The organism is Methanomassiliicoccales archaeon, from assembly GCA_038850735.1.
Taxonomy (GTDB): Archaea; Thermoplasmatota; Thermoplasmata; order Methanomassiliicoccales; family JACIVX01; genus JACIVX01.
On sequence record JAWCLO010000001.1, the window covers coordinates 159,113 to 176,111 of the forward strand.

At 42.7% G+C, this 16,999-nt stretch carries 11 protein-coding genes and 1 tRNA gene; 7 read left to right on the top strand and 5 right to left on the bottom strand.

All coding sequences use genetic code 11. The features are described 5' to 3' along the window. Positions 1-97 precede the first annotated feature (97 nt). Positions 98-1,084, bottom strand: a complete 987-nt coding sequence (locus QW087_00740) for a zinc ribbon domain-containing protein (protein ID MEM2943256.1) — start codon at positions 1,082-1,084, stop codon at positions 98-100. Positions 1,085-1,332: 248 nt separating this feature from the next. On the opposite strand from QW087_00740, the gene arcC reads away from it, so the two are divergent. The 4 genes from arcC to hisS all read left to right on the top strand — a co-directional run bounded on the left by arcC (position 1,333) and on the right by hisS (position 6,036). After that, positions 1,333-2,283 carry a carbamate kinase gene (gene arcC / locus QW087_00745; GenBank protein MEM2943257.1) on the top strand — a complete coding sequence of 317 codons (951 nt, stop codon included), beginning with the start codon at positions 1,333-1,335 and terminating at the stop codon, positions 2,281-2,283. Between the two features lie 11 nt (positions 2,284-2,294). Continuing rightward, positions 2,295-3,428 carry a GTP-binding protein gene (locus QW087_00750; protein MEM2943258.1) on the top strand — a complete coding sequence of 378 codons (1,134 nt, stop codon included), beginning with the start codon at positions 2,295-2,297 and terminating at the stop codon, positions 3,426-3,428. Between the two features lie 93 nt (positions 3,429-3,521). Then, positions 3,522-4,706 (top strand): PLP-dependent aspartate aminotransferase family protein, encoded by a 1,185-nt coding sequence (locus tag QW087_00755; GenBank protein MEM2943259.1) that lies wholly within the window; start codon positions 3,522-3,524, stop codon positions 4,704-4,706. Between the two features lie 55 nt (positions 4,707-4,761). Further along, complete coding sequence (gene hisS, locus QW087_00760) at positions 4,762-6,036, top strand: histidine--tRNA ligase (protein ID MEM2943260.1); 1,275 nt, start codon at positions 4,762-4,764, stop codon at positions 6,034-6,036. Positions 6,037-6,211: 175 nt separating this feature from the next. On the opposite strand, the gene QW087_00765 is transcribed toward hisS, so the two are convergent. Together QW087_00765 and QW087_00770 are read right to left on the bottom strand one after the other, a co-directional pair. Further along, entirely contained in the window at positions 6,212-6,637 is a 426-nt protein-coding gene (locus tag QW087_00765; GenBank protein ID MEM2943261.1) for a ribonuclease HI family protein, read from the bottom strand. Between the two features lie 161 nt (positions 6,638-6,798). Beyond that, the gene (locus tag QW087_00770; protein MEM2943262.1) at positions 6,799-7,140 is read right to left on the bottom strand and encodes an aspartate 1-decarboxylase; all 342 of its coding nucleotides are present in this window, start codon (positions 7,138-7,140) and stop codon (positions 6,799-6,801) included. A gap of 198 nt (positions 7,141-7,338) precedes the next feature. Between QW087_00770 and QW087_00775 the strand changes: the two genes are divergently transcribed. Continuing rightward, complete coding sequence (locus QW087_00775) at positions 7,339-7,677, top strand: hypothetical protein (GenBank protein ID MEM2943263.1); 339 nt, start codon at positions 7,339-7,341, stop codon at positions 7,675-7,677. Between the two features lie 63 nt (positions 7,678-7,740). Next, entirely contained in the window at positions 7,741-13,050 is a 5,310-nt protein-coding gene (locus QW087_00780) for a PKD domain-containing protein (GenBank protein ID MEM2943264.1), read from the top strand. Between the two features lie 96 nt (positions 13,051-13,146). Here the strand turns inward: QW087_00780 and QW087_00785 are convergent. Continuing rightward, positions 13,147-13,239 (bottom strand) — tRNA-Asp (locus QW087_00785). A 153-nt stretch (positions 13,240-13,392) separates the two neighbouring features. Here QW087_00785 and QW087_00790 point away from each other — a divergent pair. Then, entirely contained in the window at positions 13,393-14,190 is a 798-nt protein-coding gene (locus QW087_00790; GenBank protein MEM2943265.1) for a CBS domain-containing protein, read from the top strand. A 38-nt stretch (positions 14,191-14,228) separates the two neighbouring features. Here QW087_00790 and ppsA read toward each other — a convergent pair whose 3' ends face one another. After that, on the bottom strand, positions 14,229-16,562 hold the full coding sequence (gene ppsA, locus QW087_00795) for a phosphoenolpyruvate synthase (protein ID MEM2943266.1): 2,334 nt from the start codon (positions 16,560-16,562) through the stop codon (positions 14,229-14,231). Positions 16,563-16,999: the final 437 nt, after the last annotated feature.

The window sequence follows — 16,999 nt, forward strand, 5'->3', positions numbered from 1 at the left end:
TATCTACCCTAGTAAGATGGATGATATGCGAGGTGCATCCCCATTTTTATTAACCAAAAGGAAATAGATAAAAGTTGCCAAAGCCTTAATGAAAATGCTATTTTGCATCGAATACCTTGCCACAGTTCCAGCATTTTGTATCTGAGCTCTTTATTTCTGCACCGCATTCTGAGCAAATCCTTTTCTCTTCTTCTTCAAAAGGCTCACCGCATTGAGGACACTTTTTTGCATCAGGAGGAACTTCTGCACCGCATTCGGAACAAACAAATTTTTCAGCAACCTTGCCTTTCTCCGTCACCTGTTCCTCCTTATGTTCCTCAGATGATTTGCTGGCTCCGTCTTTCTCCTTCTTCAACTGATCCCTGCGGGCCTTTGAAATGTCCATCCACCAGACCAAGAGGATGACAAGGTAGAACAACAATCCAATCTGCAAAAATACAACCAAAAGGCGTGAGATAAGTAGCTGCTGGAATAATACATCATCAGGAATGCTCAATGGGCCAAAGCCCCAGTACGTACGTGTATCCCCGCAGGAGAACTGATATTCGAAAACCCCCTCCCACAGGGTAAGATCGCTGACAAAAACGTAGCCTTCGTCCGTTTCCGCATAGGGTGACATGTAGACTGACAAAGGAGTTCCAGAAGTCCAAAGATCGGTCACATTCAATTGCACTGTGCTGTCATTCGTCCCATTAACCACCGTTATAGAAAAGTGGTAAATCGTTGTGGCATTTCCGCGGAAAGGAGACACCGTCCCGTTGACTAGAAGTCCATCCTCGGAGCCTACCACATCTCCGCCGTAGCCAATAAAATCATAGTAGGTTTTTACACCGAATACTATACCCATTATTAGGAAAACGATTATACCAAAAAGTGCAAGTTTCCTTAAATTTGTCAGCCCAAAATACTTGGGCACAGCATAAATTGCAAGTGCAATAATGACAGATACGAAACATAGATAGTACCACATATAGATGAGTAGCGCTGTTGAAAGCACTATGGTGATAATCAAGACCAATGGAAGAGAGAATCTTTTCTTCTTGAAGTTCTGAATCCTTTTTATTAATTCATCGGTTGAACTCATTGAGTCATGATATAAAACGAGGCTATTTTAGGTTTCCCTGCCTATTAGAGGGTAGTTGCGTCTTTCCAAATACCAAATGACTTAGTAATGGGATACTATCGTGCAGATTTCTCATGGCATTTACTATATGAAACAATTACCAATCCCACGCTATTCAAAAAAGAGAAAGACCCAAAGCTTAGAGGACTTCGATAACTAATAAATAAAAAATCAGTTATGGGAATGCCCGCATAATAAAGGGGTTGTACATGGAAACAGCAGTCGTTGCTATAGGAGGCAATGCCATTCTGAGAGCTGGAGAGGAAGCTTCTGTAGAAAATCAAATGAATAATTTAAGAATAACATGTTCCAGCCTTGCTAGAATCATAAAGAAAGGATATAATTTGACAATCACACATGGAAACGGGCCACAAATCGGAAATATTCTTTTGCAGAATGAACTGATGAGGGACGATGTCCCTCCCATGCCTATTGATGTATGCGTAGCCGAATCTCAAGGTCTTTTAGGATACTTGATTCAGCAAGCCCTTACTGAGGCACTTAAGAAAGAGAGTATAGATAAGACCGTTGTAACAATTTTGACCAGAGTGCTCGTGGATTCCAACGATGATGCATTCCTGACTCCTACAAAACCTATAGGACCATTTTACTCAGAAGAGGAGGCCGAAGAGCTTAGGAGAATAAAGGGATGGATGTTTGTAGAAGATATCAAAAGGGGTGGATACAGGCGTGTTGTTCCCTCGCCATACCCCATTAGTATAATCGAGTCTGATGCGATCAAAAGAACGATCCTCGGAGACGGCACCAAGAGAAATATCGTGATCGCTGCTGGGGGAGGAGGAATACCTGTCATGCAGAAAGGTCACGGTCTTGTTGGCGTCGAGGCTGTTGTTGACAAAGACTATGCAGCTTCTGTCCTTGCACGGGAGTTGGGAGAAGAATTGCTAATATTTGTCACCGATGTTGACCATGTATATCTGGATTTTGGAAAACCCCATTCCCAAGCAATTGGGGAGATCTCCCTTCGAGAGATGGAAGCCTATTTAAAAGAGGGACAGTTTCCGTCCGGAACCATGGGACCGAAAATCGAGGCCGCTATAGACTTCCTTAAGGGTGGAGGAAGGCGTGTTATAATAACCTCACCATATTTGCTGGAAAGAGCATTAGATAACAAAATTGGAACTCGCATTTACCGCTAAAGAGGTGATTCATGGCTAGCACGATTGAAGAGCAAATCAAGGCAATCGAAGAAGAAATCGCATCTACCGACTATAACAAAGCAACGCAGCAACATATCGGAAGATTGAAAGCAAAATTGGCTAAGCTAAGGGGTGAACTGGAGAAACGAAGGGCAAAATCGTTAGCAGGTCAAGGATATGCTGTGAGAAAATCGGGGAACGCAACAGTAGCGATTATTGGTTTTCCGAGTGTCGGAAAATCAACTCTTTTGAACAAACTCACCAACGCGCGAAGCGAGGTAGGCGATTACCAATTCACTACATTAGACGTGGTTCCAGGTATGCTTTATTATAGGGGAGCTAAGATCCAAATCTTGGATTTGCCTGGTTTAATCAAGGATGCTTCAAAGGGAAGAGGCAGGGGAAGGGAAGTGTTATCAGTTGTAAGAGCAGCAGATCTCATACTTTTTCTTGTTGATGTTTATGAATCTCGCGCCGATGTCCTCATTCGAGAACTTGAAAATGCAGGCATAAGGATAAATCAAGCTCCACCAGATGTTGTAATTTCCAAGCTTGAAAGAGGTGGAGTGACAGTTAAATCTACAATCAAACTGTCAAGAATTGATGAGGAAACTGCAAGAATCATCGTATCTGAATACGGATATGTGAACGCTGAGGTGATCATAAGGGAGGACATCACTCCTGATCAGCTCATCGATGTGCTAGCCGGAAACAGGGTGTATTTAAAGGCAATCCTAGCCGTTAACAAAGTCGATCTTGCGAGTGAGGAAGAAATTGAGAATATTAGAAAAGAAATGGCCCACCTATCTCCCATTTTTATTTCAGCAGAGAAGGGTATCGGCTTGGACGCTTTGAAGGACAAAATCTACGAGAGCCTCGACCTTATTAGGATTTATCTGAAACCCCAGGGTGGTGAGCCTGATTTTTCCGAGCCGCTTGTAATCAGAAAGGGTAGTACAGTAGGCGACGTGTGCGATCACATTCATCGAACCTTTCGCACAAATTTTAGATACGCAAATGTATGGGGAAAAAGCGCCAAATTCCCGGGTCAGATGGTAGGACTTGAACATCGACTCGTGGACGAAGATATACTTACAATAGTCATCGCGAGAACTGGAGACAAAAAAACCAATAAGGAGCGCTAGATGCCGAGAATTTCTGGCATCCATTGAGAATAGAAATTAAATCTCTAGCGCTCATATCTCAGATTTGCCTACAATTCGAAGAGGTTATCCAATATGGAAAAAAGTAAGAGAAATTTATCGACATTAGCTGTCCACGCAGGTGAGAAAAAGGAAAGAACATTTGGGGCTGTAACACCACCGATATTTCAAACTTCGACATTCTACTTCCCAACTGACGATGAGCAAACTTGGGAAGGAATCGTTCCTGAGGGCTCGTACATTTACACGAGACATGGCAACCCCACTCTCAGAATGGCTGAAGATAAAATTGCGGTTCTCGAGGGTGCGGAAAGAGGATTGGTATTTTCGTCAGGAATGGCATCAATAGCTACGACTCTCATTACCTTTTTGGAAAAGAATGATGTCGTCGTATCTATAAGGGATGTATATGGTGGCACCCATTCATTAATGAAGCGTGAACTTCCACGCATGGGAATTCGCGTTGTCTTCGTTGATTCAGCCAATACGGAAGAGATTCTTGAAACGGTTGAAAAATATTCACCAAAGGTGCTCTATCTCGAGTCTCCGACAAATCCGATGCTGAAAATCGTTGATATTCCCAAAGTCACGAGGAAAGCCCATGAGTTGGGAACAATCGTGATCATTGACAATACATTTGCCACCCCAGTGAATCAGAATCCGATCGACATGGGTGTAGATATCGTAATCCATAGTTGCACAAAATACCTCAACGGCCATTCGGATCTGATTGCTGGAGCCGTCGTTGGGAAAAGTAAGCATATGGAGGAGATAGCAAAGAGGCGAATTGTTTTTGGTGGCGTACTGGATCCATTTGGAGCGTTCCTTCTTTTGAGGGGATTAAAGACGCTTGCCGTAAGAATGCAGAAACACAACGAAAACGGGAAAATAATAGCTGAATACCTTGAATCAAATAAATCAGTAGAGCGTGTTTATTATCCTGGACTCGCTAGCCATCCCCAGCATAATTTGGCAAAATCTCTGTTAAGAGGGTTTGGCGGCATGGTAAGCTTCGAAATCGCAGGAGGAAGAAGGGAAGCCGAGAGAATGCTGAAAACCCTACGCTTGATAAAATTAGCAACGAGCCTTGGCGGGGTAGAATCGCTAGCGAGCATGCCGTTCAATACATCCCATGCCTCACTCTCTCAACAGGAGAGGGAACAACTTGGTATAAAAGACACTCTTATTCGCCTCTCCATCGGGATCGAAGACAGCGAAGATATTGTGAGAGATCTTGATCAGGCGATCAGAATCGTATAGCATGCATGTGGATGCGTGAGAAATCATTATTATATGCCTTTTCAATGGGGACGAGATGATTCAGCGACCCAGAGGTACGAGGGATTTCGGACCTGATGAAATGGAAAGAAGGCGCCACTACGAAGGTATAATGAGGAGAGAAGCTGAAATCTTTGGTTTTAGAGAAATTGCAACGCCGATCTTTGAGCACGCTGAGCTTTTCACGATAAAATCTGGACCGGGTATTCTTGAGGAAATGTATGTGTTCGAAGATAAGAGCGGCCGCCAGCTCACCCTGAGACCAGAACTCACCGCGCCTGTTATACGCTTCTTTATCAACGAACTTTCAGATCTGCCCCGTCCATTAAAATTATTCTACATCGGCCCGTGTTTCAGGTATGAAAGACCGCAGAGCGGTAGATTCCGCGAGTTTTACCAATTTGGCGCCGAGTTAATAGGTGTCAAGAATCCTGAATCCGACGCGGAGGTTATTGCCCTTGCGCATTCAATCATTTCAAGAATAGGACTTGAAGGTTATAGAATAAGGATCGGGCATATAGGCATTTTAAGGGATCTTTTGAAAAGAAATGGCATTGATGGTGATGATGCTGCCCTGATCCTGCAGAAGCTTGACAAGAAATCATACGATGAAGCACGCCAACTCATGCAACAAAAGAAAATCAATGAAGACTCCATTCGTGAAATTATCGAGATAACATCGATCTCAGGATCTCCAGACATACTCAAGCAAACCAGGCATTTGCGGGGAGAGGCGATTGAATATCTGCAAGACCTGGTGGACATACTCGAAATCATGGGCGTCACGAATATCACAATAGATCTTGGTGTTGTTCGCGGACTCGATTACTACACTGGTATGGTGTTTGAGATAGAAGTACCATCTCTTGGCACAGAAAAGCAAGTTTGCGGCGGGGGATCGTATTCTCTTGCCGAACTTTTCGGAGGCGAGAAAGTTTTTTCGACTGGTTTCGCCATAGGATTTGATCGGACATTGCTTGCCCTGGAAAAGCAAGGCGCAAAAATATCAAGGAAGCGAATTGATGTTTTTGTGATTCCACTTCATGAAGACTTGAGGCTGAAAGGTTTTGAAATTGTCACTAAATTGCGAAAAGAGGGGATTTCTGCAGATATCGATTTAATGAGAAGATCATTGCAAAAAAATCTAAAGTACGCATCGTCTACAGGCGCTCGCTATTCGATTCTCCTGGGTCCCAAAGAGCTGCAGGAAAATTCAATTATTTTGAGGAACATGGACACAGGCGTGCAGCGCCAAATTAGAATTGAAGAAATTGCAACAGAAATAAGGAGTGAAAGACCCGAGAGCGTCTGATGATATATTTTGAGAGGCATGGAACTCTCAGGAGGAGATTTCTTCATCCTCAGGCTCGTGTTTCGCGATCGGCAGCCATCAATTTCACAATAGGCCACCGTTTTGGTACAAACCATTTAATATATTGAGAAATCGGCGTAGTCTCACTAAATGAAATTCTTGAGATCTTCAAATTTTAATGGTTCTTTGTGGTAGAATTTCGTTCACGCGCATCGAGCGCCATATTAACAAGCCTATCGGCACGAGAGATCATCGGATCTTCTCTCCTGACTGCTGCTATCAACACCTCATCGAAATTCCTCATGAGCTCAAATGCTTCTCCAGCCAATGGAATCAAGTTAGATGCTCGAATGGCGTACTCTCTCAGCAATTGTTTTGCGATGAGCTCACTATCAACGAATAACCTTATCTTCTTAGCACCGAACTTCGTGGCCTCTCTTAGACCAGCGATAACTCCTCTATATTCAGCTTCGTTGTTCGTTGCTCTGCCAACATACTGGGAGAATTCCCTTAAGATCTCACCGCGCTCACCTTCGATGATAACGGCGTAAGCAGCAGGTCCTGGGTTACCCCGTGAGCCACCATCAGTATAAACATTCAAAGCGATGATCTCCCTCCGATCAGGTAGATAGCTTCCTATATCATTTAAGTTTCTTGATTCCCAACGTCGGCTAGTTTGCGCGAGGATTCAACGATGTGACTTCTACATGGACAAATGTTCTCGAAACAAATAAAGCTTAGATTAATGCATAAAAGATTCTACTATGAGTATCTGATAAAACGATTTTCATCGTCTACAATAACAACCTTTGGTTCTACAGGCGCATTAGTGACTTCAAATGCCATAATAATGATTTTATCACCAACACTCACAAGTCGTGCTGCTGCCCCCTTAACAGCAATAATACCAGAGCCTGCTCTCTCTCTAACTACATAAGTTTCAAACCGCGCGCCGTTATTTATGTCTGAAATGAGGACTTTTTCTCCCTCCCATATATCGGCTTTTTCTAAAAGGAATTCATCAATGCCGATACTTCCAGTATACTCTGGTTCTACATTAGTGACGGTCGCACGATGTATCTTTGCGTGCAATAGTTCTCGCATAGGCTCCCGATTGATAAGCAGGGTTCAATAAACTTTTCGTTACTAGGGATCGTCATCTTTGACAAATAAATGGAATTGGGAACAGTCTTTAAGGAATGAGCTTTAGGATCTCTATATTTCACATATGAAAATTAAATCTCTGGCTTCGTTTCGCTACAAAACATCTAATATCGTAGACGGTATTTCGATAAGGCTAAGGTGAGTCATCTGGTTTCAAGAGTCCTTGTCGACATGGATCTATGTGCTCACAGAACAGTCATAGAAGTAAGGGACAATGGCGATGGAGTTCTTTCGATCAGAATAGATTCTTCGTGTGCTCACGTCGTTGATTATGCAAGGCTTTTAACTGCCGTGACTATGGAAGATATATGCATATTGAAGGGGTCGAAGATTATCGATCTCGCTTCAAATGCGCGTTTGACTCCTACATGCCTCGTGCCATCAGGCGTTTTCAATGCATGTTGGCTTGAAACTGGCATGATATCAAGGAACCTTGTGAAATCTCGGCCAAAAATTTGCATAAATTTTCTCGATTGACCGCAAAAACACAAACAATTTAATCTGTTGATTGCTATCTTTTTCCAAAGGAGAATTCAACGGATGAAGTTGGGTCTGGCGAACCCTCTATGTGCACTCTTAGCGGTCTTAATACTATTTACTGGATTAAATGCACCTGGAACGAATGACCACGTCGTATCTACAGACGTTGTTTCCAAAAATTTAGAGGTCACTATTGATTTGGGACAGTATGAAGTTTGGACAGCCACTCTAGATGTGAATGAACATATGAATGATGTTTTTTGGAAGGTAAACGAATATGGCATAATGTTTCCATGCAAAAGTATCAACATTTTGCTTCCACCGGATGCAATATTTCTCGACTATCGGTATGAAACGGTAAGTCCTATTTGGATCAGGCAAAATTCATGGGCTACAAATTTTGGAAAAATATATCCAATCAATGATACCAATAAGTATGAATTAAAAGAATCATTGCCTGCAGTCCTTGCAAGACTTCCAGGCGTTCAAGTTGAATTCGGTGGAGTTCATCGCCTTGAGGGTTTGCCTGTGGCAACTTTTTGCGTTTGTCCAGTATCATTTGAATTAACAAACAACTCCGTGATTTTTTCGAAAATGATGAAAATAAGATGCATTTTGGAGTCAATCAATGTTGAAAGGGATGATAGGAACGAAAACATTCTCGGTTGGATCTCCGATGATCTGAGACAACGCATTGAGAATCCGGACATGTTGGACAGATACTTTGACCCTTATAGCACGTATTTACCCGCAAAAAATCTGGATACGTCGGAATATGTAATCATTACAGACGAAAATATGAAAGGTGCTTTCCTGACATTAAAAGAATGGAAGGAATCAAGAGGATCCGTAAATCCGCGATTAAGAAATCTGACCACAAGGATCGTCACTGTCGAATGGATCAAATCAAGTAGGGTCTTCTGGGGAGATCCAGAATCACATAGCGAACATGGAAATGACACTCAGACCAAAATAAGGAACTTCATTAAATTTGCGCATTATAACTGGGCCACAAAATACGTGCTTCTTGGAGGTGACGATGAGCTCTTACCTTGCAGGAAAGTCTTCGTGAAAAATGGGTTGTACCAAGCGCAGATACCGGCAGACATCTATTATGCAGGATTAGACGGGGAGTGGGATAACGATGGAGATGGTGTATACGGCGAAGGTGATGGAGATGGTGGGGGGGCAAACGGAGAAGAGGCGGATCTTCTCGCGGAAGTGTATGTTGGGAGGGCTCCTGTAAGCACCGTATATGAAGCACACAATTTTGTTTCGAAAACCATTGCCTATGAAACCTCACAGTGTGATGATTGGCTTAACAGAATTGTTCTTGTAGGCAACAAACTTGACAATTATCCAACCTGGGGAGGGGATTATAAGGATGAAGTTGCTGAAAGTACTTTCCCTGCTAGCGATCCCGATTTGGATATCTTGAGGCTTTACGAAAGAGATAGGTCGTTCTCAACTTATGCCTTGACAAATGCGATTAACCAAGGCATACACATTTTGAACCATATAGGACACGGCAGCGTCACTAGCTTTGCAGATCTGGATATCAACGATGTTCGCGCCCTGACTAATAACCGTTACTTTTTGCTATACACCCAAGCATGTGACGTCGGGGCCTTCGATCTAGAAAAAGGCGGCGAGACAGACTCGATTGTAGAGCACTTTGTTGCGGGTACACATGGAGCGTTTGCAGCGATTGCGAACTCACGCTATGGGTGGTATACTCAGGGGAGTACAGAAGGGCCTTCCCAGAAATTTGATATTGAGTTCTTTGACTCGATCTTCAATGAGCGCATAAGGAATCTTGGGCATGCTCTTGCGGATTCGAAAGAGGATCTTCTTGCGGCGGTGGCGAGCACTGGACCATATAGATGGGCATACATGTCGCTTAATTTACTAGGTGATCCAGAAACAGAAGTTCATTTCGTTGAGTCGAGGAGTCACGACATAGCAATTACCGGGATTCAATGCGATGAGTGCTATGTGGGTGAGAAGTGCAATATCACCGCAATAGTGACTAATCTCGGTTCCAACACCGAATTTAATTTACCGATTGAACTCATCGTTGATGGCGAATTGATCGCTGCAAATTTCCTCAACCTCTCTCCACAATCATCTAGTATATTGTCATTTTCATGGACTTGCAATATGTATTCCCCAGTCCTGATTCAGATAAGAGCGAACGCAACGTTTGATAAATGGAAAGCAAATGACGAGATGAGCAGCTGGTGCATTCCAACATTGAAGATAAAAGAAAATTATAGCATCCTAAACGAAAACGTCACCCTTTCCTGCAATGTGTTAGTTGAGGAAACTGGACAATTCTATGTGGAGAATTCCACCATTATGTTTTCGTGGAATCGTACTCACGAATTCACGATTCTTGTATGCGGCATGTTTGTCGTGGAGAATTCCAAGCTTACCACGGGTGGATTTGCATTTTATTCCATTTCGACAACTGGGAATTCAGACGTTTCATTTTTAAATTCTACAATTAGGGGGTTTTCTAGCTGCTCGGGAAGAAGTGGTATTGAAATCGAGGGGTCCCTTATAATTAATCATTGCATTCTGGAATCACCCGATGGATCGGTTAACATCAACAATACATCTCATGCTGTGGTAGCAAATACAATAATTCTGGGATCAGAGAATGGCATTTCCATGAGTAATTCTACGGGATCGGCCATTTTGAATATTACCTCAGAAGTGAAACTCACTGGGATCGAAATCAAGAATTCTTCAGGCATAGCTGTAATTGGATGCGTGATTTCTGGAAGCTCTTTTGGGATAGTTCTATCCTATTCAAAGAACCTTAGTTTAATTGATAACAAAGTAAGCAACAATAAATACGATTTTATTATTTATGGATCTTCAAGAGATCACTTTATTCATAATCTATCTGGAAATTTCATCACTTCAGGACCTTTGACCTACCTCTACGAAGAGAAAAATAAAGAATTTAATCCAGATAAACTAGAAAGTGGTGCATTCATTATTATTGATTGCACCAATCTTTCAATTGAATCTTTCACATTCTCGCATAATGGGTTTGGTGCGCTCATTATTAATTCGATTGGTATCAAGATCAGCAATTGTTCATTTCATCACAATCTTTTTGGAATAAGATCTATAAACAGCGCTGATTGCTTCTTTTTCAGAAATGACTTTTGCATGAATGAAATAAGCGCAATGGATAATGGTAACAATCACTACAATCTAGAATATCCCCTAGGAGGTAACTATTGGGATGACTACAGGGAATTAGATCTCAAAAGTGGGCCACAACAAAACATAAATGGGAGTGATGGCATAGGTGATACTCCCAAATATATCTCAGGCGGATTATGTGCTGACCAATATCCATTTCTCACTCCGCTAACAGATGCATCTGCTCCTCCAATAGTATCCTTTTTTTGGTCTCCCTCGGAACCCACCACTTTTGAAATCGTAAGATTTTTCGATGAATCGACAGACCATGATGGGACCATTGTGAACTGGACATGGGATTTCGGAGATGGGGTCTTTTCATACGACAGAAATCCCATGCATATCTATTCGCGAAGTGGAGTTTACAATGTTACATTAAGAGTGCGAGATAACGAGGCAATCGAAGTCTTTGAAATCGAAAAAGTCAAAATTAGAAACACTCCTCCCGTAGCGGATTTCTCATATAGCCCCGATTCCCCTCGGATGAATGAGACTGTCGTTTTTGCACAACGCTCCTATGACCTAGATGGATATATTGAGGCATTCACATGGGATTTTGGCGATGGTGGTAATTCTACTAATCCTTCACCGATTCATGTTTATCAGAAAAGAGGCGTGTACAATGTGACACTATCTGTAATGGACAATGATGGTGAATCTTCATTCTTGGTGAGGGCAATAGCAGTCGGCAATGTGAAACCTGTGGCAAGAATTAACTGCTCTTCGTTCAAGGCAACTATTAACAATGCCATCCAATTCATAGATGAATCATTTGATATCGATGGAACAGTAATTAAAAGATCGTGGGATTTTGGCGACGGTTCAACCTCGATTGACAAGAACCCCCTTCACCTATACTCAGCAAAAGGGATTTTCTGCGTAACACTCACTGTTTGGGACGATATGGGTGCAAGCAACACGAGTGGATTAATCGTATCAATCGAGAACCTCCCACCATCCGCGCTCTTTTCCTGGTTTCCTGAGTCACCCTGTGGCGGAGCTGATGTTTTTTTTATTGACAAATCATATGATCCAGATGGATACATAACTAGTTATTATTGGGAATTTGGAGATGGCATATCCTCATCATTGAGGAATCCATCGCATCGATACAATAGACCAGGCGAATTCGTGATTTACCTCACAGTTGTTGACGATTCAGGTGCTCAATCAAAAATCAATTTTACTATAACTGTGAAGAACTCGCCGCCAATTGCTCAATTCGAAATCGACCCATTGGATGCGAAGAGCTTACAGCCAATTCACTTCTACGATTTCTCAATAGACCCAGATGGTTACATCATAGAGTGGAAATGGTCGTTTGGCGATGGAACTTATAGCTCTGAAAGAAATTCTACACATGTTTATCTTTCTCCAGGAAGATATGAAATCACGCTATTTGTCAAAGACGATCTTGGCAGGACCAATTCCTCATTTTCTGAAATCATCGTACGCAACCTTCCTCCCGTCTGCGATTTTGGTTGGCAAATAATCGATATGAAACATCCAACAACAATCACATTCACCGACTTGAGTTACGATCCGGACGGTTTGATCACTTCTTACAAATGGCATTTTGGCGACGGATCAACATCACTTGATGCCACTCCAATACACACATATTCAAAGGAAGGAGAGTACAGAGTCCGATTGACGATTACAGATAATTTCAATGAATCTCGATTTCTTGAGCAATTAGTACAAGTAAAAATACCAGATTTGATTATTTTTTCAGCGATCGAGATCTTTCCGAATTACCCAGAGAGAGGAGAGGATATCAGTATTACAGTTTATGTAAGGAATGCTGGTATTTACGATCTGCATAACATTTCGCTGTCGTTTATGGTGGACGATTATGTCTTCAGAGAATTGAGAATCAACATGCAGGCAAACGATACAAGAGCGATAGTTGTAACCTGGACTTCAACTGAAGGGGCGCATTTCCTGAAGATCACCGTAGACGGCGAAAACGCAGTCGCTGAGATCTCGGAGTTCAATAATGTTGTATCAACCAGAATAATTGTGAAGCCTGGCACGGAGATAGCATCTTACAGATTAGAGGTGTGGCATGTCCTGATAGCAGCAACTAGTTTTTTGATTCTATTCGCATTTATATATACATTTAAACGGAAAGGTAAAGGAAAAAAATAACGTATACCTTTAAAGAATGCCCAAATCTTATTCTTTATCTAATATTTCTATATGAATAAGACTTCATTCAGTATTCTAGCGTAAGAAAATACCCAGCGCCCCGGCCGGGATTTGAACCCGAGTCCCGGGCTTTCTGTTTCCTCGGCGGAAACGACAGGCCCGGATGATAGGCCACTACACTACCGGGGCATCGTGCAGAAAACCCACAATAAGTATGATATATTTATCCCTTAGGTCAACCGTATGTGCAAGTGCCCGTTATAGTTTCCCGTTGGAAACGCTAAAAGAGGCTGCACAATCACATGACGCGGGTATGTATGCACAAATCATGGGCTGATTAAAATGGATAAGAAAATCAAGGTTGAAGACTACATGATAAGAAATGTTGTGTCTTTACCTCCAGACATCAGTGTAGAAGAGGCAACAAAGAGATTGATTTCGACGGAATTTCATGGATTACCAGTCTCAGAAAATGGAAAGCTTGTTGGTTTCATCACGGCTAAAGAATTGCTTAGAGCAGCATCCAAGCCGGCGGCGAGAATAAAAGACATCATCAGAAAGGGAACAATCAGCGTACCACCAGAGATGGATATCGATGATGCTGCGAGAATTCTTTTCAGATATGGTCTGAGAAATCTACCAGTAGTGGACAAAGAAGGCAAACTAATAGGAATGATTTCAAACATCGATATCGTCAGATCTCATATCGAACGCGCCACGCCTAGTAAGGTGATGATGATCAAGGCTTTCCTCGAATCAAAGCACAAAATTAGAATCAACGTGAAGAGGAGAGTTATACCCATTGAATCCTTGCGGCCTACTCAGCACGAGGTTTATGCGGATGAACTTCGAGGGCGTCAATATGAAATCAAGAGAGGGCTCGTTGAGCCAATTATCGTTGTGCAGAAGAAGGATCACTACCTGCTTATTGATGGACATCATCGGGTTTTGGCAGCAAAGGCCATGGGAGTCAGGCAGTTCACAGCATTCGTTCTTGAGCCGAGCATCGATGTTGAGCTGGGCCTTGAGAAAACAGCCACTGGAAGAGGATTATTTACAATGGATGATGTGAAAATAATTGAAGGGTCTCACCATCCTCTCGTCGAAGTAACGACACGATTACTCCAGGAGGGAGGTTAATCCCCATTGAAGTCAGTTTCTGATGGGTTTCTATTTCTTCATTTCCTGATCGATTCCAATATGATCTTTTGTTCAACCTGGGCCACCAAACTGATTGTATCAATAACTGTATCAGGATTGAGGCTTATGCTGTCAATTCCCTGGCGAACAAGAAATTCCGTAAACTCAGGGTACACGGAAGGAGCTTGTCCGCAAATCGAAACGGTCTTTCCTTTTTTGTGCGCTGCCCCTATCAAATGAGCAATGGCCCTCTTGATCGCTTCATTCCTCTCATCAAAATACCCCATTTTTCCGAGAATATCTGAGTCCCTGTCTGCACCCATGATGAGCTGAGTTAGATCATTGCTTCCGATTGAAAAGCCGTCACAGTAATCTGCAAATTCATCCGCCATGAAGATGTTGCAAGGAACTTCTGCCATAAGGTAAAGCTTGAGATCATTGCCACGTTCGAGTCCTATCTCTTCCATCATTTTATTGATTTTCTTTAACTCTTCAACGGTTCTGACGAAGGGAAGCATTATCCAAATATTTTTCAGACCCATTTCTTCTCTCACTTTCTTAATAGCCAGCAATTCGAGTTTGAATGCTTCTCGGTACTGCTCAGAAACGTACCTAGAACAACCTCGCCATCCGATCATCGGATTCGATTCGTGAGGTTCGAATTTTTCCCCACCTTTCATTTCGCGATACTCGTTTGTCTTAAAATCGGATGTTCTTACAAGAACGGGTCTCGGATAAAATGCCCGCCCTACAATCGATATGCCCTCGGCGAGTTTTTCGACGAATTCATTGGCCCGACCCTGCTCCATCATCGCAAGAGGATGTTCATTGATATAGCTGGTGAATATGAATTCAATCCTCATTAGACCCACGCCCTGAACTGGTAATTTTGAGTATTCTTCTGCTTTCTGAGGTACGCCTATATTCACTAGGATCTTTGTTCCAGTTATGGGAACAGGCCTTCCAATCTGGGACGTCAATTGAACTTCCTTTTTTTCACTCAATGATACTGCTCCTTCATAAACTACGCCCATCTTTCCATCTACAGTAACGATCATCCCATTTTTGAGCACCTTTGTCGCGTTATTTGCACCAACGACGCATGGTATCCCCAGTTCACGGGCAACAATCGCAGCATGGCAAGTCATTCCACCCTCATCAGTCACAATAGCAGAAGCCCTTGCCATTGCTGGAACCATATCTGGAGTTGTCATAACGGTGACAAGAACGTCACCGTCCTTCACAACGTCAAGACTCATCGTCTCCTCATATATCCTTACAGGTCCCTGCGCTACACCGGGACTTGCTGCCAATCCCCTCACAAGAACCTTTTGACCCGATATTTCCACTTCGACTTGTTCTTGCATCGAACCAGCTCCGGTAATTTCCTCCTCAACGCTTCCTGTTACTGAGGCAAGCGTAGTAACAGGTCTTGCCTGCACTATATAGATCCTGCCTCTTTCAATACACCACTCGATATCCATCGGTGTATTATAATGCAGCTCGATCTGTCTTCCAATCTCAGCAAGAGTGAGAATCTGCTCATCTGAGAGTTTCTGGATTGATGCCATTTCCTCACTTACATCTTGCTTCTTACTTTCTCCATTATCACCTTTTACAAGCTTCCACGTCTGCTTTGCCACGCGCTTATTTATGATCTTCCTGTGAAACTTATCGACAACATATGTATCTGGTGTGACCCTTCCTCCAACCATCGCTTCTCCTAGGCCGTAACCAGCCTCTATGATAATATGTGGAAGCTCAGAATTTGGATCCACAGTAAACATTATCCCAGAGACTTCCGAGTTAACCATTTTCTGGACGACGACTGCGAGCTTAACTTGGTCATGAGCGAATCCTTTGCTCACTCGATACGCAATCGCCCTAGGGGTAAAAAGCGATGACCAGCATTTCTTGACTTTATCAAGAAGCTCTTCAGATCCGCTTACATTCAAGAACGTATCCTGCTGCCCTGCGAAACTCGCCGTCGGAAGATCCTCAGCAGTTGCACTCGAACGCACTGCAACCGAACACTCGAAACTCTCCTTTTTGATAAGTCTCTTATATGCTGCCAAGATTTCCTCTGAAAGATCCCTCGGAATGGCCGCCTCATCGAATGCATTTCTAATTTTATGTGAAACATCTTGCAGATTCTTGTCATCTGAGATATTTAGATGTGACAGTGCAGATTCAATTATTGTCATAAGACTGTTCACTTCAACAAAATAGTCAAAAGCCTCCGTCGTTAGAACAAATCCTGGGGGGACATTGAAACCAGCGTTTACTAATTCCCCTAAGTTCGCTGCCTTTCCACCTGCTATGTTGATATCTTTTGATGTAAGTTCCGATATATCCAATATCCTCGCAGCCATTCCATTCCCTACCTCATTTCGTGGGCAGCCATCCGTTATCTGCCTCTGGGAACTTGTATAGTGTTATCCCGTTTAAATCCTGCGGTTTTTTCGAGGAGCAATTACCAAATGATGAGTAAGGATCGTGGTTATCGAAGCATAATAGCGAAATCCAAGAAACAATGCCTGTCAACATAAATTGGGCTAAATCTCGCAAATCTCAAAGCAAAAGAGTGTTCACCTGTATGCAACGTGAATACTAGACGAGCCGACTGCCAACTCCTTGGCGCAAAGAATCGAAGGAACCCATTTTATGAGAAATGAAGAGACAAGTATCTGAGGTGTCAATCCCCAAATGTTTTTTGACCGATTAGTGAAGTCGGTCGTTAAATGTTCGAATACTCTTTCACGAAAGACGACTATTTGAAAATCAAAGGGAATTGAAATAGGGAAATAGA

Bases quoted from the DNA above. Each gene is read 5' to 3' on its own strand.
- QW087_00740 (MEM2943256.1), bottom strand. From the start codon at position 1,084: ATGAGTTCAACCGATGAATTAATAAAAAGGATTCAGAACTTCAAGAAG.
- arcC (MEM2943257.1), top strand. From the start codon at position 1,333: ATGGAAACAGCAGTCGTTGCTATAGGAGGCAATGCCATTCTGAGAGCT.
- QW087_00750 (MEM2943258.1), top strand. From the start codon at position 2,295: ATGGCTAGCACGATTGAAGAGCAAATCAAGGCAATCGAAGAAGAAATC.
- QW087_00755 (MEM2943259.1), top strand. From the start codon at position 3,522: ATGGAAAAAAGTAAGAGAAATTTATCGACATTAGCTGTCCACGCAGGT.
- hisS (MEM2943260.1), top strand. From the start codon at position 4,762: ATGATTCAGCGACCCAGAGGTACGAGGGATTTCGGACCTGATGAAATG.
- QW087_00770 (MEM2943262.1), bottom strand. From the start codon at position 7,140: ATGCGAGAACTATTGCACGCAAAGATACATCGTGCGACCGTCACTAAT.
- QW087_00780 (MEM2943264.1), top strand. From the start codon at position 7,741: ATGAAGTTGGGTCTGGCGAACCCTCTATGTGCACTCTTAGCGGTCTTA.
- QW087_00790 (MEM2943265.1), top strand. From the start codon at position 13,393: ATGGATAAGAAAATCAAGGTTGAAGACTACATGATAAGAAATGTTGTG.
- ppsA (MEM2943266.1), bottom strand. From the start codon at position 16,562: ATGGCTGCGAGGATATTGGATATATCGGAACTTACATCAAAAGATATC.